The sequence below is a fragment of the Streptomyces sp. NPDC085481 genome (genome assembly GCF_044541845.1).
GTDB lineage: Bacteria > Actinomycetota > Actinomycetes > Streptomycetales > Streptomycetaceae > Streptomyces.
The window spans coordinates 16753-39161 of the sequence record NZ_JBITTJ010000015.1 but is presented as its reverse complement, the minus strand read 5'-3'; the positions used below and the strand labels follow the sequence as shown (position 1 = coordinate 39161).

At 71.7% G+C, this 22409-nt stretch carries 11 protein-coding genes and 2 pseudogenes; 8 read left to right on the top strand and 5 right to left on the bottom strand.

Annotation, left to right across the window (positions count from 1 at the left end):
* Positions 1–68: 68 nt before the first annotated feature.
* Positions 69–2837 (bottom strand): S8 family peptidase, encoded by a 2769-nt coding sequence (locus ACIGEZ_RS27615; RefSeq protein WP_399835943.1) that lies wholly within the window; start codon positions 2835–2837, stop codon positions 69–71.
* A 98-nt stretch (positions 2838–2935) separates the two neighbouring features.
* Entirely contained in the window at positions 2936–3478 is a 543-nt protein-coding gene (locus ACIGEZ_RS27610) for a GNAT family N-acetyltransferase (protein WP_399835940.1), read from the bottom strand.
* A gap of 373 nt (positions 3479–3851) precedes the next feature.
* Here ACIGEZ_RS27610 and ACIGEZ_RS27605 point away from each other — a divergent pair, with 373 nt between their 5' ends.
* Together ACIGEZ_RS27605 and ACIGEZ_RS27600 are read left to right on the top strand one after the other, a co-directional pair.
* Positions 3852–10061, top strand: coding sequence for a DNRLRE domain-containing protein (locus ACIGEZ_RS27605; protein WP_399835937.1), 6210 nt, complete (start codon positions 3852–3854; stop codon positions 10059–10061).
* A complete protein-coding gene (locus ACIGEZ_RS27600) occupies positions 10055–10597 on the top strand; it encodes a hypothetical protein (RefSeq protein ID WP_399835934.1) in 543 nt (180 codons plus the stop codon). Before ACIGEZ_RS27605 ends, ACIGEZ_RS27600 begins: the two co-directional genes overlap by 7 nt.
* A 119-nt stretch (positions 10598–10716) precedes the next feature.
* On the opposite strand, the gene ACIGEZ_RS27595 is transcribed toward ACIGEZ_RS27600, so the two are convergent.
* Both ACIGEZ_RS27595 and ACIGEZ_RS27590 read right to left on the bottom strand, forming a co-directional pair.
* A complete protein-coding gene (locus tag ACIGEZ_RS27595) occupies positions 10717–12660 on the bottom strand; it encodes a calcium-binding protein (protein ID WP_399835931.1) in 1944 nt (647 codons plus the stop codon).
* 291 nt (positions 12661–12951) lie between these two features.
* Positions 12952–13851 carry an NAD-dependent protein deacetylase gene (locus ACIGEZ_RS27590; RefSeq protein WP_399835929.1) on the bottom strand — a complete coding sequence of 300 codons (900 nt, stop codon included), beginning with the start codon at positions 13849–13851 and terminating at the stop codon, positions 12952–12954.
* Between the two features lie 212 nt (positions 13852–14063).
* Here ACIGEZ_RS27590 and ACIGEZ_RS27585 point away from each other — a divergent pair, with 212 nt between their 5' ends.
* The 3 genes from ACIGEZ_RS27585 to ACIGEZ_RS27575 all read left to right on the top strand — a co-directional run bounded on the left by ACIGEZ_RS27585 (position 14064) and on the right by ACIGEZ_RS27575 (position 18124).
* Complete coding sequence (locus ACIGEZ_RS27585; RefSeq protein WP_399835926.1) at positions 14064–15629, top strand: phospholipase; 1566 nt, start codon at positions 14064–14066, stop codon at positions 15627–15629.
* Between the two features lie 417 nt (positions 15630–16046).
* On the top strand, positions 16047–17105 hold the full coding sequence (locus ACIGEZ_RS27580) for a hypothetical protein (RefSeq protein ID WP_399835924.1): 1059 nt from the start codon (positions 16047–16049) through the stop codon (positions 17103–17105).
* Positions 17106–17197: 92 nt separating this feature from the next.
* On the top strand, positions 17198–18124 hold the full coding sequence (locus tag ACIGEZ_RS27575) for an LLM class F420-dependent oxidoreductase (RefSeq protein ID WP_399835921.1): 927 nt from the start codon (positions 17198–17200) through the stop codon (positions 18122–18124).
* Positions 18125–18183: 59 nt separating this feature from the next.
* On the opposite strand, the gene ACIGEZ_RS27570 is transcribed toward ACIGEZ_RS27575, so the two are convergent.
* Entirely contained in the window at positions 18184–18732 is a 549-nt protein-coding gene (locus ACIGEZ_RS27570; protein ID WP_399835918.1) for a rhodanese-like domain-containing protein, read from the bottom strand.
* A 578-nt stretch (positions 18733–19310) separates the two neighbouring features.
* On the opposite strand from ACIGEZ_RS27570, the pseudogene ACIGEZ_RS27565 reads away from it, so the two are divergent.
* The 3 genes and pseudogenes from ACIGEZ_RS27565 to ACIGEZ_RS27555 all read left to right on the top strand — a co-directional run.
* Positions 19311–20562, top strand: a pseudogene (locus ACIGEZ_RS27565) (glycosyltransferase).
* Positions 20559–20717 carry a hypothetical protein gene (locus tag ACIGEZ_RS27560; protein ID WP_399835916.1) on the top strand — a complete coding sequence of 53 codons (159 nt, stop codon included), beginning with the start codon at positions 20559–20561 and terminating at the stop codon, positions 20715–20717. Before ACIGEZ_RS27565 ends, ACIGEZ_RS27560 begins: the two are co-directional and overlap by 4 nt.
* Positions 20714–22321: pseudogene (locus ACIGEZ_RS27555) on the top strand (MFS transporter); the annotation flags it as partial. The gene ACIGEZ_RS27560 and the pseudogene ACIGEZ_RS27555, both read left to right, overlap by 4 nt.
* Between the last annotated feature and the right edge of the window lie 88 nt (positions 22322–22409).

Here is a 22409-nt window from a genome sequence, read left to right as displayed (position 1 = left end):
CCGGAGGGGAAATCCTCCGGGGCCTCACTTGTCACCGGCGTCCGGTCAGGACCGGATCACCGTCACGCTCAGCCGATCGCCCAGCCGAATCCGGCGCCCGCCGCCGGGAGGCCGTTCTGGCCCGGCTGGTGGACGGTCACCGTGCCGGTCGCACCGGTGCGGCCGCCGGTGGCGTTGCCCCACGGCAGGGCCTGCGCGACGCCGTACGGAGCGGAGTTGGGCACGCCGACGTAGAGCCGGGAGGCCGTGGCGCCCAGGTAGTTGCCGATGGCGTGGCCGGCCGTCGGGGCGCCGACCAGGCTGGAGGCGTTGCCCGCCTCCAGCCAGAAGTCGGTGTCGCCGGGAGCCCCGAACGGGTAGAAGGTCTGCACCGCGCCCGCGTCCGCGGTGGTGCCGACGTCCTCACCCGGGATGCCGACCGCGAGGACGAGGGTCCCCGCAGCGCCGGGATCGTGCGGGGCGAGGTTCGCGAGGGCGACCTTCTGGCCGAACTTGTCGCCGGCCTCCGCCGACCCCTGCACGTTCACGACCTCGGCGTTGAAGTTGGCGGTCTGGGTGACCGCGCCCGCCTCGGTGACGCGGAAGGCCTGGACGGCGCCCGCCTGGTTGACGGTCGTGGTGCCGACCGCCAGGGCCTCACCGGGGGAGCCCACCGCGAAGAGGGTGTCGGTCGCGGCCGAGGTGGCGGACGGCGCGTACGCGACGGCCGAGACGGACGCGCCGAACTGGTCGCCCGCCTCGGACCCGCCGGACACGAAGTCGTCGTCCTGGCTGATGCCCTGGACCGGGGTCGGGATGCCGTCGGCGCTCAGCTCGTGCTTGAGGATCTGCACGCCACCCGCGTTGGCCAGGGTGCCGATCGCCTCGCCGGGCGAGCCGATGACGATGTGGTTCGCGGAGGCCGCGACAGAGGCGCCGAACTTGTCGCCGGCCTCCGCGGCGCCGCCCATGCCCGGCTTGTCCTGGTGGACGGCGACGTTGACGCTGCCGCGCAGGTAGTGCGCGCTGCCCGCGTCCGCGACGCTGCCCAGGTCCTCGCCGGGCACGCCGATCACGAGGTACGGCTCACCAGCGGTGGTCCGACCGGCGGCGACGGCGGCGCCGAAGCGGTCTCCGGCCTCGGGGGCGGAGGACAGGATCGAGCCCGCACCGGTGCCCTGGACGAGGTTGAGCGGGGCCTTGCCGGTGGAAAGGCCGCCGGGGGCGCCGTAGAAGATCTGGGCGGAACCGGCGTCCGTGTTCGTGCCGACGTCTTCGGCGGGGACGCCCACCAGGAGGTCGGTGTAGCCGTCCTTGTCGTGGTCGAAGGTGGCGAAGGTCTCCCCGAACCAGTCGCTGGGCTCGGCGCCCTCCGACACGGCGGCGAGGTCCTGATTGATCTCGGCAGTGCCCTTGCCGGCGCCGTACACCACCCGTACGAGACCTGCGTTGACGTCGCCGCCCACGGTCGCCTTCGGGTCGCCGGCGACCGTGTCCTCCACGCCGTCGCCGTTGAAGTCCGTGATCAGCGGCTTCAGTGCCTGGTCGAGCTGAATGCGCGGAGTGGTGCCGGTCGTGTTCGCGATGGGCTTCCCGGTGGCCTTCAGGAGCGACTCGAGCTCGGCGACACTCGCCTTCGGGTACGCCTGCCTGAGCACCGCGAAGGCGCCCGCCACGTGCGGAGTCGCCATGGAGGTGCCGTTGTACGAGGCGTAGGTGTTGCCGCTGACCGAGGAGACGACGTTGCTGCCCGGGGCGAAGAGGTCGAGCAGCGGGCCCCGGTTGGTGAAGGAGGACAGCTGGTCGTCGTCGGTGGTGCTGCCCACCGCGATGGCCGAGGAGACGCACGCGGGAGCGCCCACCGCGGGCTGGGCCTCGTTCATGGCGGCGATGACGGTGGCGACGCCGGCGGCGCGCAGGTTGTCGATGACCGGCTTGCGGACGTCCGTGTCGCAGTGCTGGAAGTAGGCGGTGCCGGTGCCGAGGCTCATATTGGCCGCGGCGATCGGCAGACCCGACTGCCGGAGCTGCAGAACCTTCTCCATGCCCGCGAGCTGGTCGCTGGTGTAGGCCTTCACGCACGGCGCCTTGCCCGCGCCGCAGACCGCCTCGGTGCTGTTCTTGTGGAACACCTGGATGGCGATGATGTCGGCGGCGGGGGCGACACCGGTCTTGGGGGCTCCGGTCAGGCCCTGCCCGTTGCCGGCGGCGATGCCGGCGACGTGGGTTCCGTGATCGCAGATGCGGGTGCCCGCGCAGGGCCCGGTCTCCACGTCGGCCGAGCCCGGCCCCTCCTGCTGCTCGGTGCCGTTGGGGCACAGGCTGGTGTCGCCGGCGGCGGCGTCGTTGGTCGAGAAGCAGGCTTCGGCGATCACTCGGCCGCCGAGGAAGGGATGGTGGACGGCGACGCCGGTGTCGATGACGGCCACGGCGGTGCCGGCGCCGGTCCGGCTGGCGGCGATGGTCTTGTCCGCGCCGATGACCGGAATGGTCGAATCCAGGGCGGGGGACGCGGCCACGTCCTCGGTGACGCTCACGACGCCGGGCTGGGCGGCCAGCTGCTCGAGGCCGGCCTTGTCCACGCGCAGCGTGGTCACGGGCACCGTGGACAGGGTCTGCAGGGCCTTGCCCGTCTTTCCGGCGCGGGCGGCGGCGGGCAGGTCGGCACGGCTCCTGGTGACGACGTTGACCCGCACCGTGCCGCCGCCGGCGGCCTCGCTACGGAGGGCGGGGTCGACGGGGTCGGCCGTCGTGGGGGTTGCCGTCGCAGCGCTCGCCGGTGCGGCGTGGGCCGGTACGGCGCCGAGAGTCACGGCTATCAGCGCCGTGACGACCGTGGACCATATAGGTCGTTTCATGTCGCTCCATCTCGAAGCGGGCAGTGGGGGATGCCCGCGGATCATGCATGAGAGGGCGACACGGTATCGAACGGCCTATCGAGCGTTGCTGGGACCCCCTAGGCCACCGGGCCCGGCTTCCAGTCCCGGGCGAGGAGTCCGAGCAGCACCTCGTCCAGGAACTCGCCCATCACCCAGGCCGAGGATCGCAGCACGCCCTCACGGGCGAAGCCGTTGTGCTCGGCCGAGCGCAGCATCGCGGCGTTGTCCGACAGCGTCTCGATCTGCAGCCGGTGCAGGCCGCGCACGACGAAACCGTAGTGGCACAGCACCGCGACCACGTCGGTGCCGTATCCCTTGCCGCGGGCGGCCGGCAGCAGTCCAAGCCCGATGTGCGCGGACCGGTTGTGGTTGTCGATGCCCCAGAGGTTCGCGCTGCCGACCAGCGTGCCGCCCTCCAGCTCCACCACGGAGAACGGGACGTGCCCCTGCTCCTTGTCGTCCACGAAGAGCCGCGGGTCCTTCGAGTCGGGCGTGATCGGCCGCCACGGCCCGCCTTCGGCCCGCGAGGAGTTGACCACGTCGTCGTAGAGCTCTGTCCGCAGGATCGGGATGTCGTCCTGGTGTCGGGCCCTCAGCCCGACCTTGTTGCCCCTAAGCATGTGAGATTCCTATACGACCGGGCAGGCGGGCGGCAAACCAATATGCCCTCGACCGTGAGCGGCGATTTCCAGCCACCGAAGACGGCTGATCGATCCCCGCAATTGGGGCGTTGCCCGCACACTTCGTCGTCCGCCACCGGTAAAGAGTTACTCAAAGCTCAGGCATCGGCGGGCCCTCACTTAACGCGTATATCCCGACATCGAGGCCACTGCTCCCGGTCATCTATCAGCGCAGAACGGGTACTTCGCTTGGGCCGTCGCGACCGTGACGGCAGGCATTCAGGTTCTTGCAAGGATGGGTCCATGACAGGGAGTTCACCCCATGTGAAGATCACGAACCGGCGCAGACGTCACTGCGCCAGTGAGGATTCGCATGTCATCTCTCTTTCACAGAGCCCGGCGCAAACCCCCACGCACCGTCGCCGCGGCGCTCACCTTGCTGATGGCCTTCGAGGCCGCACTGGTCATCGACACCGGCCAGGCGGTCGCGCTGCCGCGCGTAGCGGCGAGCACGAAGGCGGCCACGGGGGCATCGGCCGACCTCGGTCCCGCCACCGCCGATTCGGAGGCGGCCGCCCGCCTGAAGGCCAGGATCCAGAAGCGACGGATCGAGGTCACCGATGCCCGTACGGAGACGTCGACGACGTACGTGAACCCCGACGGCACGGTGACCGAGGACGCGTACGCGGGTCCGATCCGGTTCAAGGCCGCCGACGGCACGTGGCAGGACGTCGATCCGTCGCTGGTCCAGGCCGCCGACGGCTCGATCCGGGCCAAGGGCCACCCGCACGGGCTGGCCCTCGCGGGGAGGAAGGCCGCTCCGAAGGGCCTGAAGGCCGCCGGAGCGAAGAGCGCCGCCGACCCCGTGCCGCTGGTGACGGTGAAGGACCGCGCGGGGCGGCAGCTGCAGCTCGGCTGGTACGGCGCGCTGCCCAGGCCGACGATCGAGGGGGCCGAGAACACGGTCGCCCGCTACAAGGAGGCCCTGCCGGCCACGGACCTGCTCATCGAGTCCACGCGGACCGGCTACGAGCAGTTCCTGGAGCTGAAGGACCGTTCCGCGGTCGGCGCCAACGGGCAGGTCACCTACAGCCTGACGGCGAAGGGGCTGACCGCGAAGGCCCACGACGACGGCGCGGTCACCTTCACCGACGCCAAGGGCAAGACCGCCGGTCTGCTGCCCGCGCCCGTGATGTGGGACGCGCGGACCGACCGGCACTCCGGCGAGCACACCCACACCGCGAAGGTCGGGGTGAAGGTCGCTCAGGACGGCGACACCGTCACGATCACGCTGACGCCGGACGCGACCTTCCTGGCGGACGCGAAGACGCAGTTCCCGGTCACGATCGATCCGTCGATCAACGTCGGCACGAGCTTCGACACCTTCGTCCAGCAGGGCTACGGCACGGACCAGTCGACCGCGACCGAGCTGAAGATCGGCAACAACGGCTCGGCGCAGGTGGCCCGTTCGTTCCTGTCGTTCCCGATGGCCAACATCACCGGGAAGCAGATCACCGCGGCGAAGCTGAACCTGTACGAGTTCCACTCCTGGTCGTGCACGGCCAAGGGCTGGGAGGTGTGGACGACGGGAGCGGCCTCCACGAGCACCCGCTGGACCAGCCAGCCCACCTGGGGCACCAAGTACGCGACCAGCACCCAGACCAAGGGCTTCTCCAGCTCCTGCAACGACGGCTGGGTCAACGCCGACGTGACCTCGATGGTCGCGGCATGGGCGGCCAACGGCAACGGCTCCAACCACCTCGGCCTGCGGGCCTCGGACGAGGCGGACCCGTACGGCTGGAAGCGGTTCAACTCCGGCAACGCCGCCGCCAACACGCCCTACCTGTCGGTCACCTACAACTCCATACCCGCCGTACCGACGCTGGTCTCCCCGGCGAACCAGGGCGCCACCAACGACACCACGCCGACCCTGTCGGCGAGTTCCCTGGACGGGGACGGCTCGCAGCTCACGCTGGACTACGAGGTGTGGGCCACCGGCGGCACCTCCGCACTGCGCTCCGGCTCGAGCGCGGCCGTCGCCTCGGGTGCGACGGCCACCTGGACGCCGGCGGCGCTGCCGGTGGGCGGCTACAAGTGGCGGGTACGGGCCGGCGACGGCAGCGTGACCAGCGCCTGGTCGGCCTTCCGGACCTTCACCGTCGACACCACGGCCCCGGCCACGTCGGCGGTGTCCTCGACCGGCTTCCCGGCCGGGCAGTGGTCGGGCACACCGGACGCCAACGGCGACTTCACCGGCACGTTCACCTTCACCCCGCCGGCCGGCGATGTGAAGGAGGTGCAGTGGAACCTGGACGGCGACGCCTGGCAGTCGGCCGCCACCACCGGAACCGCCGTCACCGTCAACCCCGTCTTCCGCGCGGGCAAGCACACCCTGACCGCGCGCACCAAGGACGCGGCCGGCAACGTCTCGGCCACCACGGCCTACGCGTTCTACGCCGGCTCCGGCGCGGCGCTCCTCACGCCGGGCGACGGCGACCGACCGGCACGGCGTGCGGACCTGACGGGCCAGGGCAAGGCCACCGACAACGGCGTGCGCTACCAGTACCGGCGCGGTGAGACCGACACCTGGCAGGACATCCCCACGCAGGACGTCCGCCGCAAGGCCGACGGCTCCACCCTCACCGCCTGGCCCGCCACCGTCACGGGCGGCAACGCCGAGGCGCTGACCTGGAACGTGACCGACACCTTCAGCGAGGACGGCCCGGTCGACGTCCGCGCGGTGTTCACCGACGGCACCACCACGGACGCCTCCCCGGCCACCCGGATCACGGTGGACCGCGATGCCGGCGAAGCGCCGAGCGAAGAGGTCGGCCCGGGCAGCGTGAACACGCTCACCGGTGACTTCGGTCTGTCGTCGACGGACGCCTCCGCCTTCGACATGAGCGTCTCGCGGACCTTCTCCTCCCGGCGCCCGGCCAAGGGCGCCCAGCAGGAGGGGCAGGCGGCGATCTTCGGTCCGCAGTGGACCGCCGGCACCACCGCCGAGATCAGCGACAGCGACTGGGCCTACGTGCGCAAGACCTCGGCCACCTCGGTCGCGATCGTGGACGTGGACGGCGAGGAGACCGGCTTCACCGCGACCAGCGGAGGCTGGAAGCCGGAGACCGGCGCGGAGGACCTGACGCTGACCGGCAGCCTGACGGGCTCGTTCACCCTGAAGGACACCGAGGGCACGACCTCCGTCTTCGCCAAGGTCGACGCCACGGCGACCACCTGGCAGCTGGCCAGCTCCTACCTCCCGACGGACAAGTCGACCACCACGGTGATCTCGGAGAAGGTCACGGTGGCCGGCAAGACGCTGGCCCGGCCCAGGTACGTGATCGCTCCGACGTCGGCCGTCACGGCGGACATCTGCGCGGCGACGCCGTCGACCGCGGGCTGCCGGATGCTCGAGTACGTCTACGCGACCTCCACCACCGCCACGTCGGGCACCTTCGGCGACTTCGCGGGGCACGCCAAGCAGATCCGCCTGTGGGCCACCGACCCCGGTGCCTCGGCCGCGACCGCCACGCCGATCGCCCAGTACGCCTACGACGACCAGGGCCGGCTGCGCGAGCAGTGGGACCCGCGGGTCTCCCCGGCGCTGAAGACCGCGTACGGCTACGACACCGCCGGCCGCGTCACCACCCTCACCCCGGCAGGCGAGCTGCCGTGGACGTTCGAATACGGCAGGGCAGGCAACAGCGCGGTGGCCGGCGACGGCATGCTGCTCGCGGTGTCCCGCCCGAACCTGAAGGCCGGCTCCAAGGACGAGCAGGACGGCACCCGGGCGATCACGTCCGTCGTCTACGACGTGCCGCTGTCCGGCACCACGGCGCCCCACCAGGTCGCGCCCGGCGACACCGTCGCCTGGGGCCAGACCGACGCGCCCACGGATGCCACGGCCGTCTTCCCCGCCGACCAGGTCCCGGCGTCGCACGACGGAGGCGCCCTGGGCGCGGCCGACTACGACAAGGCGACCCTCACCTACACCGACCCCTCCGGGCGCGAGGTCAACACCGGCCTGCCCGGCCGGCACCTGACCGTGAAGCAGTACGACCGCTTCGGCAACACGCTCCTCGAGCTGACGGCGACCAACCGCGAGCTGGCCGTGGGCAGCGCGGACTACCAGGTCAACACCCAGAGCGAACTGGGCATTCTCGCGGCCTCCCCGGCCGAGCGCGCCCGGCTGCTCGGGACCGTCTCCGTCTACTCGGCCGACGGCAAGCGGAAGCTGGAGGAGTCCGGCCCGCTGCACCTGGTCACCCTCACCCGCGCCCTCGCGGGTGACACGGACAGCCCTGACCTTCCGGCCGGCGTCCAGGTCGCCGCGCGGGAGCACTCCGTCAGCAGCTACGACGAGGGCCGTCCCACCGACGGCACCGCGACGGTGAGCGACCAGGTCACCACCGTGAAGGTGGGCGCCTGGATCGACGGCTACCCCGGTGACGGCGACGTGCGCACCACCGCCACCGTCTACGACTGGGTCAAGGGCCTTCCCACCAGCGAGATCACCGACCCGAGCGGGCTGAAGCTGACCAAGACCACCGGCTACGACGCCCAGGGCCGCGTGATCAAGACGACGCTGCCGAAGTCCACCGGCACGGACGCCGGGGCGACCGTGACCCGCTACTGGTCCGCCACCGGCACCGGCGAGTGCGCCGGCCGCCCGGCCTGGGCCGACCTCGTGTGCTCCACCGGCCCGGCCGGCGCCATCACCGGCGGCGGCGCCAACCCTTCCGAACTGCCCGTGAAGACCACCGAGTACGACCGCTGGGGCAACCCGGCCAAGCTCACCGAGACCGCCAACGGCGTCACCCGCACCACCGTCAGCACCTACGACGCCGCGGGCCGCGTGAAGCAGACCCAGGTGACGGGCGGCACCGGCACGGCCGTGCCGGCGCAGACCACCACGTACGACGCGACGACCGGTGACGTGGCGAGCGTCGCCAACGGCACCGCCACCATCACCCACACCGCCGACCTGCTCGGCCGGGAGATCGCGTACGACGACGGCGCGGGCAACATCACCCGTACCGAGTACGACAGCCGCGGCCGCAGGACCCGCGTCTCCGACTCGGCGCCGTCGACGGTCACGTACGACTACGACAACCCCGCGGGGCTGCCCACCCGGGTCCACGACTCGGTGCTCGGCACGATCGGCGACGTCACCGGTTCGTACGACTCCGACGGCCGCCTGTACAAGGAGGTGCTGCCGTGGAACATCGACGTCCAGTTCAACCTCGATCCCACCGGCAGCGAGACCTCGCGCTACTGGCACTGGGAGTCCGGCTGGACCATCCAGGGTGAGTCCACCAGCCAGAACATCCACGACCAGGTCGTCACGCGCACCGTCTACACCGGCGGCGGCACCTTCCACCAGTACACCTACGACGCGGCCGGCCGGCTGACCAAGGCCGACGACTCCGTGGCGGGCGTCACCACCCACCGGGCGTACACCTTCGACGACAACACCAACCGCACCGCGCGGACCACCACGGTCGACGACGTCGACGGAGGCGCCCCCACCACCAACACCGTCAACTACGCCTACGACAGCGCCGACCGGCTGATCGCCGCCGGCACCGTCTACGACGCCTTCGGCCGCACCACGGCCCAGGCCGACGGCACCCAGACCGGCTACTACGCCAACGACCTGGCCCGCCAGATCACCGCGAACGGCAAGCGCACCACCTGGAACCTGGACGCGAGCAGCCGCCTCGCCTCCTGGACCACGGAGGAGCAGGCCGAGGACGGCACCTGGGGCGCCCCCGTCACCAGGACGAACCACTACGGCGGCGACAGCGACAACCCGGACTGGACCACCGACACCAACGGCATCAGCCGCTGCGTCGAGGACCTGACAGGCAACCTGGTCGCCACCACCGGCGCCACCGGCGACGCCGTCCTGCAGCTCTCCAACCTGCACGGCGACATCGGCACCCGGATCCCGCTGGCCGACGGCAGCACCCCCGTCGTCAACACCTACGACGAGTACGGCAACCCGCTGCCCGGCACCGACCCCGCCCGCTACGGCTGGCTCGGCGGCAAGCAGCGCTCCGCCGAGACCCCCAACGGCGTCATCCTCATGGGCGTCCGCCTCTACGACCCCCGCACCGGCCGCTTCCTGTCCGTCGACCCCGTCTTCGGCGGCGGCGCCAACGCGTACGCCTACCCCGGCGATCCGATCAACCAGTTCGACCTCGACGGCAAGCGCTGGACGTGGAAGTTCTGGCGGTACAAGAAGGTCCGCAGCTGGGGAGCGCGCGGTCTGGGCTACGGGCTCGCCGGCGTCAGCCGATTCATGGGCTACAAGTGCCGGTACCGGTACGGCATGAGGGTGTGCCAAGGTGGCTGGGGCCTCCACGCCCGTGGCGGCACCACTCTCGGTACGACGTACTTCACCTCGAACAACCGCTCCTACGTCACACGGGACCGGATCAGGCACGAGAAGAGGCACAGGTCCCAATGGCTGCGCTACGGCCTCGGCTTCGGCATCCGCTACCTGCGCGCGGGCGCGAACCCCTGCCGCAACCGGTGGGAGCGCAAGGCGGGATGGCGGAACGGCGGCTACCGGTGCTGAGGCACGGCCGGCGCACGTCGAAGGCCACCGGCCTGGCACTGTCTCTCCTCGTCGGCGTGCTGACCACGGCGTGTGGCCCGGTGCTGCCGGAACACCCGGGTGACGAGAGCCTGGTGCTCGGCTTCCGGGTCACGGACCAGGCGATCGAGGTCAAGGTCCCGGTGTGCGCGGGCGAGAAGCTGTCCCGGGTCGAGGTATGGGATCCGGGCGACGAGACGAAGAAGGAGAGACTGCTGTGGTGGGCCGAGGGCCCACAGGACCGATCGGCCGACCACGGTCTGCTGCGACTCTGGTCACCCGACGACTACCGCAAGGCCTCCACGGCCGGGAAACCCTCGCCGCCCCCGCCCCGGGTCGACGTGTCCGTCACCTACGCGGGCCAGGACGACTCCGTCGGGGACCTCGTCGACCTGGGCGAGGCAGCGAAGCACCAGCCGGCGAACGAGTTCTGGACGATCAAGGGACACCCCATGACCGCCGAGGAGATCGACGGACAACTGTCCTGTCCGGCCGAACGGGCCGGACTCCGGCGATGAGCTGACCGGCTGATCCGTCCAGCCATGGGAGGGACGGCAGGAAACGGGATGCGGGGCTCCACTCGGAGCCCCGCATCCTCATGTGGCGGCTGACCGCGGTCGCGTCGCCAAGGGACCGGTCACGGGCAGCTGGAGCGGGAGTCGCCCGCGTCGGTGGTGCACGTGTCGAAGCCGACGCCGCCCTCCACGGCGTCGTTGCCGCCGACCCCGTCGCGGGAGTCGAGGTTGTCGTTGCCGGCGTCGCCGCGGAGCCGGTCGTTGCCGGTCTGGCCGATCAGACGGTCGTTGCCGTTGCCGCCGCTGACCCAGTCGTGACCGGCGCCGGCGTACACGGTGTCGCTGCCGCCGTTGCCGTAGACCGTGTCGTTGCCGCTGAGGGCGCAGATCACGTCGTTGGCGAAGGTGCCGTTGATCGTCTCGGTGGCGCTCGTACCGACGATCGTGCAGCCGCGCGCGTTGTTCACGGTCGTGGCCGCGTTGGCGTTGTTGTTCGCCGGAGTCGGATCGGCCTCGACCGCCCCGACCGCCACCCAGTCGGTCAGGGTGCCCGTGGCGCGCGGCTCGGCGACCACGGTGACGGTGGCCGAGGCGCTCGGGGCGAGCGTGCCCAGAGTGCACTTCATCGTGGTCGGGTTCACCGTGCACGGCCCGCCCTGGCTGGGCGTGGCCGACAGCAGCGTGCCCGAGCCACCGGTGAGCGTGTCCGAGATGGCGACCCCGGTGGCATTGGTCGTGGCGCTGTTGTTGGTCACCCGGATCGTGTACGTGGCCTGGTCGCCGAGGCTGACGGTCGACGGCCCTGTCTTGGTGACCGAGAGGTCCACGCTGGGCGGCTGCGGGGCGCCGCTCACCAGGTAGCGGACGACGGCCTGGTGGTCGCCGTCGGAACCGGAGACGACGATCTTGCCGTCGGACTGCAGGTCCACGGCCTGACCTTCGTCGAAGAAGGTCTCGATGTCGGTGGTGACCAGGCCGTCGCCGCTGAAGGAGGTGTCCAGCGAACCGTCCGCGTTGTAGCGCGCGACCGCGAAGTCACCCCTGGATCCGCCCGCGACGACGATCTTCCCGTCGCCCTGCATCTCCATGTCGTTCCCGACAGCGCCGTTCCCGCCGAAGTTCGTGGTCACGGTGCCGTCGCCGCCGCCGAACGTCGTGTCCAGCGTGCCGTCGGGGTTGTAGCGGGCCACGGCGAACTGGGCGCCGACCCCGCTGCCGGTCGTTCCGCCCGCGACGATCTTCAGCCCGCTCGCCAGCGCCACGCCCCGGATCTCGTTGCCGAACGGCGTCGCCACCTTTCCGTTGTCGCCGAAGGACGGGTCGGTGCCGCCGAACTCCTGGAAGAAGCGCATGAGGCCGAAGCCGGCGGGGCTCGACCCGGCCGCGATGTAGGTCTCGCCTCCGGCCGGCGTCAGGGCGTTGACCGCGGAGCCGCCGCCCGCGTACGGGAAGACGGTCTTGCCCGATCCGTCGTCGCCCCAGCCGGCCTCGGGGACGCCGGCCGGGGTGATGGCGGCCACCATCGCGTCACCGCCGTAGACGCCGCCGAGCAGGATCCGGTTGTCGGTCCCCGTGGTCACCGTGTTGGCGGAGGTGGCCGTCGTGCCTCCGAGACCGGTCACGAGCTTGCCGTCTCCGCTGAAGGAGGTGTCCAGGGAGCCGTCCGCGTGGTAGCGGGCCACCGCGACCTGGGCCGGCCCGGCCTCCGCTGTGCTGCTGCCGGCCGCGACGATGTCGCTGCCGACCAGCGTCAGCGCCCGGGCCTGGTCGTCGGTGCCACCCCCGAAGTCGGTGACGACGACGCCGTCGCCGCCGCCGAAGGACGTGTCCCTGCTGCCGTCCGCGTTGTGGCGCACCAGCAGGAAGTCGCTCGGGCCGTCGAAGTCGAACCCCGTGCCGAGCGTGAGGATCTTGCCGTCCGGCTGGACCAGGACATCTTGGTTGGCCTCGACATTGGCGACACCGAAGGGGACCTTTCCGTCTCCGCTGAAGCTCGTGTCGAGGTCGCCCGGCGCCGCCGTCGCGACTCCGGGCAGGCTCAGGACGAGGGACAGGGAGACTCCCACGACGAACGCGGCCGTGTTCCGGCCCCGCCCGTCTCGTCTTCGCGTGCCCTTCCGTGTCCCGCCACGGCCAGGAATGAGTGTGGACATACGGGCCTCTCCGCCTGGGGCCGCCTCACGGACGGCCACCGTCAGTGACGGGGCACAGCTTCCAGTCGGCGCCGTGGGCGGCGGCGGAGCGGCTCGCGGGACTGCGCTCGCTGGGCGAGGCAATCCCACTCAGGGGGGTGAGTGGTCGGTGTGCGTGCTGACGGTCGGCGTCGCCCGGAGGCGGGTCGCGGCCGAGCGCTCCCGTCAGGCCGTGGCCTGGCCATCGAGGGGGATGCCGAGCCGGCCGGCGACGGTGGTCAGGGTCGCTCCCAGGGGGAGGGCGACCCGGGCGCGGGCGTGCCGGTCGCCTCGGGTCGGGTCCCGGTTGACGATCAGCACGGGCTTTCCGGCCTCGGCCGCCTGGCGGACGAACCGGAGTCCGGACATCACCGTGAGTGAGGAACCGAGGATCAGCAGCGTGGTCGCCTCGCGGACCAGCGCGCGGCAGTGCTCGACCCTCCGCGGTGGCACCGTCTCGCCGAAGAACACCACGTCGGGCTTGAGGACCCCGCCGCAGAAGGCGCAGGGCAGCACGTGGAAGTCGCCGACCTGCTCGTCGGTGAGGTCGGCGTCACCGTCCGGGTTGATCGCGGCGGCGACCGGGGCGAAGCCCGGATTGGCCTCCTCGAGCCGTCGGGCGAGTTCGCGGCGTGGGCTGAAGCCGCCGCAGGAGAGGCAGACGACCCGGTCGAGGCTCCCGTGGAGTTCCACGACACCTTCGCTGCCGGCGGCCTGGTGCAGGCCGTCGACGTTCTGGGTGATCAGCCCCGAGAGCAGGCCGTGCCGCTCGAAAGCGGTGACGGCCCGGTGTCCGGCATTGGGGCGGGCGCGGCCGAAGGTGCGCCAGCCGAGGTGACTGCGGGCCCAGTACCGGCGCCGGGCCTGGGCGCTGGAGGTGAAGTCCTGGTAGGTCATCGGGGTGTGCCGGCTCAGGCTCCCGTTCTCGCCCCGGTAGTCGGGGATGCCCGACTCCGTGGAGATGCCCGCCCCGCTGAGCACCAGCACCCCACCGGCACTCAGCGCATCGGCGACCGGCCCCGGGTCCGTGGTGCCCGGCGGGAGGTCCTCGGAGGGGGTCCAGCTCAGAGTGGGGCGTACGCGCATGCCGCCAGGGTACGGAACGGGCCCACCTGAGTCCTTCCGGCCGCTCAACGGGATCTGCGACAACGGCCGAAAGCAGTCGGGGCTGCGGTGAACGCAGGCTACCAACTGGTAACTTGCGCGAGTTGATCAAGGCCGAGGCCCCGTTCGCGGCGCCGCCGGCCCGAGCCACCCCCCCCAATCAAGGAACCACATTGGCACGCACCATCCGCACGATGGCCCTCCCTCTCGCGCTCTCCACCCTCCTGCTGTCCGCCGCCCCCGCGTTCGCCGACGCTCCCACCCCGCACCTGGACGCGGTGGAGCAGTCCCTGCGCCAGGTCTCCCCGGGCCTGGAGGGCTCGGTCTGGGAGCGGACGAACGGTAACCGGCTGGGTGCCTCCACCCCCGGCGGCTCCGACTGGCTGCTCCAGACCCCTGGTTGCTGGGGCGATCCCACCTGCGCCGACCGCTCCGGCTCCCGACGCCTGCTGGAGAAGGTGCGCGAGGACATCGCCAACGCCCGCCAGAGCGTCGACATATCCACCCTGGCCCCGTTCCCCAACGGCGGCTTCCAGGGCGCGATCGTGGCCGGCCTGAAGGAGGCCACGCAGAAGGGCAACCGGCTCCAGGTCCGCGTCATGGTCGGCGCCGCGCCGATCTACCACGCCAACGTGATCCCGTCCTCCTACCGCGACGAGCTGGTGCGCAAGCTGGGCCCTGCGGCCGCGAGCGTCACCCTCAACGTGGCCTCGATGACGACCTCGAAGACCGGCTTCTCCTGGAACCACTCCAAGCTGGTGGTGGTGGACGGCGCCTCGGTGATCACGGGCGGCATCAACAGCTGGAAGGACGACTACCTCGACACCACCCACCCGGTGAACGACGTCGACCTCGCGCTGTCCGGCCCGGCGGCGGGCTCCGCCGGCCGCTACCTCGACACCCTGTGGGACTGGACCTGCCGCAACAAGAGCAGCTGGACCACCGTCTGGTTCGCCTCCTCCAATGGCGCGGGCTGCCTGCCCACGCTGCCCCGGCCCGCCGCCCCGGCGTCCGGCGGTGACATCCCCGCCCTCGCGGTGGGCGGCCTCGGCGTCGGGATCCGGCAGAGCGACCCGAGCTCGGCGTTCAAGCCCGTCCTGCCGACGGCCTCCGACACCACGTGCGGCATCGGGGTGCACGACTACACCAACTCCGACCGGGACTACGACACGGTCAACCCGGAGGAGAGCGCCCTGCGGGCCCTGGTCGCCAGCGCGACCGAGCACGTCGAGATCTCGCAGCAGGACATGAACGCGACCTGCCCGCCCCTGCCCCGCTACGACATCCGGCTCTACGACACCCTCGCCGCGAAGCTCGCCGCCGGTGTGAAGGTACGCATCGTCGTCAGCGACCCGGCCAACCGGGGCACCATCGGCAGCGGCGGCTACTCGCAGATCAAGTCGCTCTCCGAGGTGAGCGACGCCCTGCGCGGCCGCCTGAAGGCCCTGACCGGCGACGAGCGGAAGGCCAAGGCCGCGATGTGCGGGGGCCTGCAGCTGGCGACGTTCCGCGCCTCGGACAAGGAGACCTGGGCGGACGGCAAGCCGTACGCCCAGCACCACAAGCTGGTCTCGGTCGACGACGCGGCCTTCTACATCGGCTCGAAGAACCTGTACCCGTCCTGGCTCCAGGACTTCGGCTACGTGATCGAGAGCCCCGCCGCCGCACGCCAGCTGGCGGACGGACTGCTGGCCCCGCAGTGGAAGTACTCGCAGGCGACCGCCACGTACGACTACACCCGCGGCGTCTGCCAGGGCTGACGGCCGTCCGGCACCTCGGGTCGGCCGGTGCGCCGACCCGAGTGCGCGCGGGGACGTCGACGAACCTCGTCGTCTCCCCGCCCTCAGGGGGCGTTCGGAGAACGCCGTCGTCTCGTTGTGCACGGCAACATCGCCCGCCCGTCCTTCAGGAGCACACGAGATGTCATTGCGGTCGGCCCCGGCGGCCGAAGGATCCGAGTCGTGACGTGGTGGGGATGGCTCCTCATCTGGCTCGCCGTCCAACCCCTGCTCGTCGCCGGCTGGCACTTCTTCGTCCGGCGCCACAAGGGAGACCGCGAGTGACCGCCGTACTCGCCCTCACCACAGCGACACAAGGGCCGGAGGAGCGCCGGGCGGGGCCTTGCCCCTGCCCACCCCGCCACAAGCGGCCGGCCCGTGGTGCGGCACGATGGCCCGATGAACGCACAACGGGGAAGCACTGAACAGGAATCCATCGGGGAGCTCGCCCGGCGACTCGTCGCGGCGGACACCGACGGCTGGACGCCGGAGGGCCTGAGGGCCGTGGCGGCGGAGCTGGGGTGGGCCTGGAGCGGCACGCCGGACGCTCCCGTGCTGATCACGGGTCGGCCCTCGGGCGATGCCCGCCTGCGCCCGGTCGGCACCTACGAGAAGCGCTATGTCGACGGCGAGTCGTACGTGGAGATCGCGGTCCCGGTGGCGGCTCCCGCGCCGGACGCCGCAGCGCAGGCAGCCGCCTTCCGCGCCGCGAAGGAGGAGGTGACCGCCGCGCTGGGCGCGCCGTCCATCATGGGCTCGCACGGCGACATGGGCCCCTTCTACGACAACGGACCGCTCTGGGGGGCGCCCTTCCTGCGCTGGCGCGGCAGGCCGGACACTCTCGAACTGCGCGCCGGGAAGTCGGGGCCGGAGCTGGTGCTGCAGCCCACCGACCCGGCGGAGAACTGGTTCTGGCGTCAGGGGGTCGGCGAGGAACACTCGATCAGCGGCTTCTTCGGCAGCAACCGCGACCAGGCCAACGTCGGCCTCGGCTTCCCCGGCGGCTGGACCGCCCGAAGCTGGGAAACCGTCACCCGGTCGCTGGGGGACTTCCTGGGATCGCTGCCCGCCGAGACCACCGCCTTGGGCATCCGGATCGGCATGCCGATCTACGGGCGCAACGGCCGCAGCGCGCCCCTCCTGTTCGACGTGGCGTGCGGCGACCGGCTCTCGATCGGCTGCTTCGCGCCGGACGATGTCGATCCGGCGGCACTCGGCTGGGGCACGGTCGCCGAGCACCCGCTCACGGCATCGGTCTTCAGCGACGACGATCCGGTGTGGCGCGTGGACGCGGGCGGCCCCGGCGAGCCGAAGGGACGCGCGATCGCCGAGATGATGGTGGCGACGGCCAGGGCGGCGGGGGCGACCGATCCCACCGATCTGATCGTCGGTGGTGAGGCGGGGTACGTGGACGGCTACCACGTCACCTACTACGGCCTCGGTCTGCCGACCGGCTGACCTCTCATGTGGCGCGCACCGCCCTGGTGCGCGCCACATGACGTTCACACGAAGCAGGAATGCCGCCACGTGCTCTGCCGGTTGTGGCGTACATGACCCTTGGAGTAACGCTCAGTTCGACCTCCCGGCAGCTCTCCCTCGACAGCACCGTGGCGCTCGCGCGCGAGGCGCGGGACGCCGGCCTGCACTCCGCGTGGTTCGGCCAGTCCTTCGCGTACGATTCGCCCTCGCTGGCGGCGATCGTGGGGCGCGAGGTGCCGGGCCTGCACGTGGGGACGGCCGCGATCCCGATATTCGGCCGTCATCCGCTGCTCGTCTCCAGCCAGGCACAGACGGCCCAGGCCGCCACCGGCGGCCGCTATCACCTCGGCCTCGGCCTCGGCACCCGGCACCTCACCGAGTCGGGCTTCGGCCTTCCGTACCAGCGTCCCATCGGTCTGCTCAGGGAGTTCCTGACCGCTCTGCGGCCCCTCCTCGAAACGGGCGAAGTCGATTTCCACGGAGAGCTGCTGACGGCGACGACGCCGTACTCGGCGGCGGTTCCGGGCGCCCAGCCGCCGGTACCGGTGCTCGTCGCCGCCATGGGGCCGCAGGCCCTGCGGGTCAGCGGCGAACTCGCCGACGGCATCCTGCCGTTCCTGGCCGGTCCCCGTGCACTCGCCGAGCACATCGTCCCGGCCGTGACGGCCGCCGCGAAGGCGGCGGGCCGGCCCGCGCCCCGGATCGTGGCTCTGGTGCCCGGCGCGGTCACGGCCGATGCCGAGGGCGTGCGGCAGCGCGCGGTCGAGTCGCTGGCGCTCTACGAGCGCATTCCCTCCTACCAGCGCGTCCTTGAACTCTCCGGCGTCGACCGGGCCGCCGACCTGGCCGTCCTCGGCGACGAGGAGACCGTCGCCGCCGAGGTGCGGCGCTACCGGGAGGCGGGAGCCACGGAGGTGGTGTTCACCGCGACGGACCTCAGCGGCGAGGACGACCGGCGCCGCACCTGGAAGCTGCTCGGCGAACTCTCACGGGGCTGAGCCCGGCCCCCATAGGCCGGGGAGTCGTCACCACGCCTTGCGGCCTGCGGCGGCGCGCCTCACCCCTGAGGCGCCGCGCCCCGCCGGTTGAGGGGAAGCCGGCCGAGTACCACCGCCATGCCGCAGGTGTCGGTCAGCGCCGAGAACACCAGACCTCCGGCGATCCCGGCCGACAGCACCTGGAACGCCGGGTGGAACAGCAGCCCGAGGAGAAGGCCGAGCAGCACCAGGGCCCCGGCGGCGAAGCGCACCTGACGCTCCATCCCCCAGACCGACCGGACGGGGCCGGGCGGGTACTCGAGACGGTGCCCGGCGGCGGTCCAGGCCCGGGTGCCGCCGGTGAGGCTCGCCGCGGCGACCCCGTGGACGGCGAGCGCCGAGGCGGCCTTCCCGGAGCGGGCACCGGAGGCGCACACCAGCAGCAGCGGCTTGCTCGCGGAGGCGTCGCGCAGGTCGGAAAGACTGTCCTCGATGCGGTCCAGAGGGACGTTGACGGCGCCGGGCAGACGGCCGGAGGCGAACTCGCCCGGCGTACGGACGTCGACCACGTTCAGCTCGGGCAGTCGCGGCTCTGCTTCGCCGACGGTGAGAGTGGGGGAGATGCTCATGACGAACCTGCCCTTGGCAGCGAGGGGGGACCGGCCCCGCACTGCAAGCAGGGCCGTTCCCGAGATGCTAGACGCGCGACACCGCGCGGCGGCCACGACGGGCGGTGTCGCCATGGGGTTGCCATGCGGCCGCCACGCCGCGGCAACAAGTCGAAACGGAACCCCGCGGGGACGGACTGGCCATGGTGATCGGGTGATGTGCTCGGCAAACCCGTCGTCAGGTCGTGTTCAAGGCCGGCGCCACTTCGGGCAGGCGTCCTGGGTCACCCCGTCGCCTCCGAGGTTCTTCATCCGGTCGGCCGTGTTCGCAGCCATGAGATTGTTCGAGGCATCGCTCGTCACCACGTGTGCCGGCCGGTGAAACCCCGGTCGTGGTCCGACGGGGCAATCGTGAGGTGAGGATCGAGGCATGGGATTCCTGTCCGAGGTCAATGAACGCGGTCGGTATCCAGGCTCCGCCGCCGTCCTGCCGCGCCACTGCCGCCCCACTTGCGTCCCGCTAACGTCCCGCCGCTGGGAGCGCCTTCTTGGCGGGGAGGACCTCGCCCCCGATACTGATCGCGATGCGTGTTGCACTGATGACAGCGGGTTCCCGAGGTGATGTCGCGCCCTTCACCGGGCTCGGGCACGGGCTGATGCGCGCGGGTCACGATGTCACCCTCGTGACCCATGAGTCCTTCGCCGGCCTCGTACGCGAAGCAGGGCTTGGCTTCCGGGGCCTGCCTGTCGATCCGCAGGCCGAGCTGCGCTCGGAGCACGGCCGGCGGCTGCTGACCAGCCGGAACGGTCCCGGGCGGCTGGCCTGGATCCTGGCCATGGCCCGTCGACTGGTCGAGGCGATAGCGCCGGGAATGGTGGACACGGCGCGCGAGAGCGACGTGCTCCTCCTCTCCGGCTCCGTCGCGCCACTGGGCCACGCCATTGCGGAGGGCCTGGGGTTGCCGAGCAGGGGGGGTGTACTTGCAGCCGCTCGCGCCCACAAAGGCGTTTCCCCCGCCGGTCACCGGCACCCGCTCCTACGGCGGTGCGGGCAACCGGCTCGCGGGGCGGGCGGTCAGCGCCGCTCTGGAACTCGCGTTCGGCAAGGCCGCGCGTGCCGTCGAGGCCGAACTCGGCGGTCCCCGTCACCGTACCCAGGCCCGGCGCCGGAACCGGGAGCGCCGGAGCTGGCCGGTGCACCACGGCTTCAGCGCGTCGGTGGTCTCCCGCCCGGCCGACTGGCGCCCGGGCCTGACGGTCGACGGCTACTGGTGGCCGTACGACTCGCCGACCGCCGAACTCCCCGAGAAGCTCCGCGACTTCCTGGACTCCGGCCCTCCGCCGGTGTTCGTCGGCCTGGGCAGCCTGACCGTGGTCGACCCCCGGAGAGTGAGCGACCTGCTCGTGCGCGCGCTGCGCGCGGCCGGACTGCGCGGGGTGATCCAGTCCGGATGGAGCGGCCTGGCCGCCGAGGGTGACGACATGCTGGCCGTGGGAGAGGTGCCGCACTCCCTTCTGTTTCCTCGGATGGCGGCCGTGGTGCATCACGCGGGAGCCGGGACGACGGCCGCGGGACTGCGGGCCGGTGTGCCGGCCGTACCCATGCCGATGTGGTTCGACGGCGCGTTCTGGGCATCGCGGCTCGCCGCCCTCGGCGTCTCACCCGGCCCCGTACCCCTGAGCGGGTTCACCGCACCGGACACCCTTGCCGCGGCGCTGACCGCCGCCACCCGCGATCCGGCGTACCGCCGGCGAGCCACCGCCCTCGCCGAGCGACTCCGACAGGAAGACGGCGTGGCGCCGGTCCAGGCGGCGCTCTCTCGCCAGGCGCGCGGCCTGGAGGGTGAATGAAGACCGAGCGCTCGGGCCGCAGCCTGTGGCGCGACCGCGACCGCTACGGGGTCGTCCGGGAGGGCGGCTTCCCTTCCCTCGAACGCGCCTTCGGCTCCAGGTCGCCGAGGAACGAGTCCCGCACCGCCGAGCCGCTCGTCGAAGCCGCAGGATGAGGGAAGGGGCCCCGGGGGTCGCATCCGCCGGGCGGGGGTCGCATCCCCCGGGGCCCGCCCTGTCCAGGGGACAGGAGAAGAACCGGACCCTCGCCTTCACGGCCATGGTCTTCGCCGTCGCGATGGTCTTCGTGGACCAGACGATCGTCAGCATCGCAGCTCCGAGCATCACCGAGGAACTCGGCCTCTCCGCCTCCGGGATGCAGCGGGTGGTCAACGCCTACCTGCTCGCGCTCGCCGCCTTCTTCGCCCTCGGCGGGCGGCTGGCCGACATCCTCGGGCACCGCCGCGTACTGGTGGCGGGCATGCTCGTCTTCGTCGTCTCGTCCGTCCTCTGCGGCTCGGTTCCGGCCGGCGGCTTCGCCCAGACCTGGCTCGTCATCTTCCGCGCCACCCAAGGACTGGGCGCGGCCCTGGTCTTCCCCGCCGCTCTCGCCGTCGTCGTCGCCGTCTTCCCGGTCGGCGAACGGGGTCGGGCGCTCGCCCTGTTCTACGTCCTCGCCGGAGCGCTCACCGCCCTCGGACCCCTCCTCGGCGGCTGGCTGACCGCGTGGACCTGGCGCGCCGTGTTCTGGGTCAACCTTCCCGTCGCCGTCGTCGCGCTCGTCCTCACCGCCCGTGCCCGGTTCCCCGACGTCCGCCGGCGCGAACGCATCGACACGCTGGGCGCCGTGCTCGTGGCAGCCGGTATCGGGCTCAACGTACTCGGGTTCCAGCAGGCATCCGCCTGGGGCTGGAGCCATCCCGCCACCTGGGCGTGCATCATCGGCGGGCTCGTCGTCCTCGCGATCTTCTGCACGTACGAACTGCGCACCACAGAACCGCTCATCCGGCTGAGCGTCTTCCGCGACCGGGCGTTCACGGCCGACACGCTGGTGCTCTTCTTCTCGACGCTCGCGTTCGTCCCCGTGATGTTCTTCGTCTCGGTGTACGCGCAGGTCTCGCTCAGCGCATCGCCCAACCAGGCCGGTCTCTACATCCTGTACTTCTTCGCCGGCTTCGGTCTCGCCGCCCAGTGGGGCGGCCGCATCCTCGACAAGCGTGGGGCCCGGCCCGCCATGAGGCTCGGTACGGCGCTGGGCTGCGTGGGATTCGCCTTGTGGGCGAGCAGACTGACGGACCTGTCGGCCCACGACCAGTGGCCCTACGCCTGCCTCGCCGGCGCCGGCATCGGCCTCCTGCTTTCTCCGGCCTCCACCGACGCCGTGAACCGGGCGATCGGAGCCTCGTACGGCGAGGTCACCGGCATCACCCAGACGGTACGCAACTACGCGGCCGCCGTCGGCATGGCGGTCTTCGGCACACTCCTCACCCACGTCACGACCGGCCGGGTCGCGCAGACGCTCACTGCGAAGGGCATGGCGGAGGGCGAAGCCCACGGCCTGGCCCGCGGCATCGCGGAAACGATCACCGGACACCCGGACGACCATCAGCCCACCGGCAGTGGGCCGACCGCCACGGCGATGCGCGACTCCATCCAGGACATCCGCCTCGACTTCGCCGAGGCCAACCGGTGGGTGTTCTACGGGATGGCCATCGCGATGGGGGTGGCGTACCTGTGCACGCTGCTCCACCCGGGGACGCGGGTCACGGGCGAATCCGCGCCCGCGGTCACGAAGACGGGGAGGACCGTGACGGGCAGGACCGTGACGGGGAAGGCCGTGACGGGGAAGGCCGTGGACCAGCGACGCC

Excerpts from the sequence above, each read along its gene's own strand:
- ACIGEZ_RS27615 (WP_399835943.1), bottom strand. The coding sequence starts at position 2,837 with ATGAAACGACCTATATGGTCCACGGTCGTCACGGCGCTGATAGCCGTG.
- ACIGEZ_RS27570 (WP_399835918.1), bottom strand. The coding sequence starts at position 18,732 with ATGAGCATCTCCCCCACTCTCACCGTCGGCGAAGCAGAGCCGCGACTG.
- ACIGEZ_RS27575 (WP_399835921.1), top strand. The coding sequence starts at position 17,198 with ATGACCCTTGGAGTAACGCTCAGTTCGACCTCCCGGCAGCTCTCCCTC.
- ACIGEZ_RS27560 (WP_399835916.1), top strand. The coding sequence starts at position 20,559 with ATGAAGACCGAGCGCTCGGGCCGCAGCCTGTGGCGCGACCGCGACCGC.
- ACIGEZ_RS27580 (WP_399835924.1), top strand. The coding sequence starts at position 16,047 with ATGAACGCACAACGGGGAAGCACTGAACAGGAATCCATCGGGGAGCTC.
- ACIGEZ_RS27590 (WP_399835929.1), bottom strand. The coding sequence starts at position 13,851 with ATGCGCGTACGCCCCACTCTGAGCTGGACCCCCTCCGAGGACCTCCCG.
- ACIGEZ_RS27610 (WP_399835940.1), bottom strand. The coding sequence starts at position 3,478 with ATGCTTAGGGGCAACAAGGTCGGGCTGAGGGCCCGACACCAGGACGAC.
- ACIGEZ_RS27585 (WP_399835926.1), top strand. The coding sequence starts at position 14,064 with ATGGCCCTCCCTCTCGCGCTCTCCACCCTCCTGCTGTCCGCCGCCCCC.
- ACIGEZ_RS27605 (WP_399835937.1), top strand. The coding sequence starts at position 3,852 with ATGTCATCTCTCTTTCACAGAGCCCGGCGCAAACCCCCACGCACCGTC.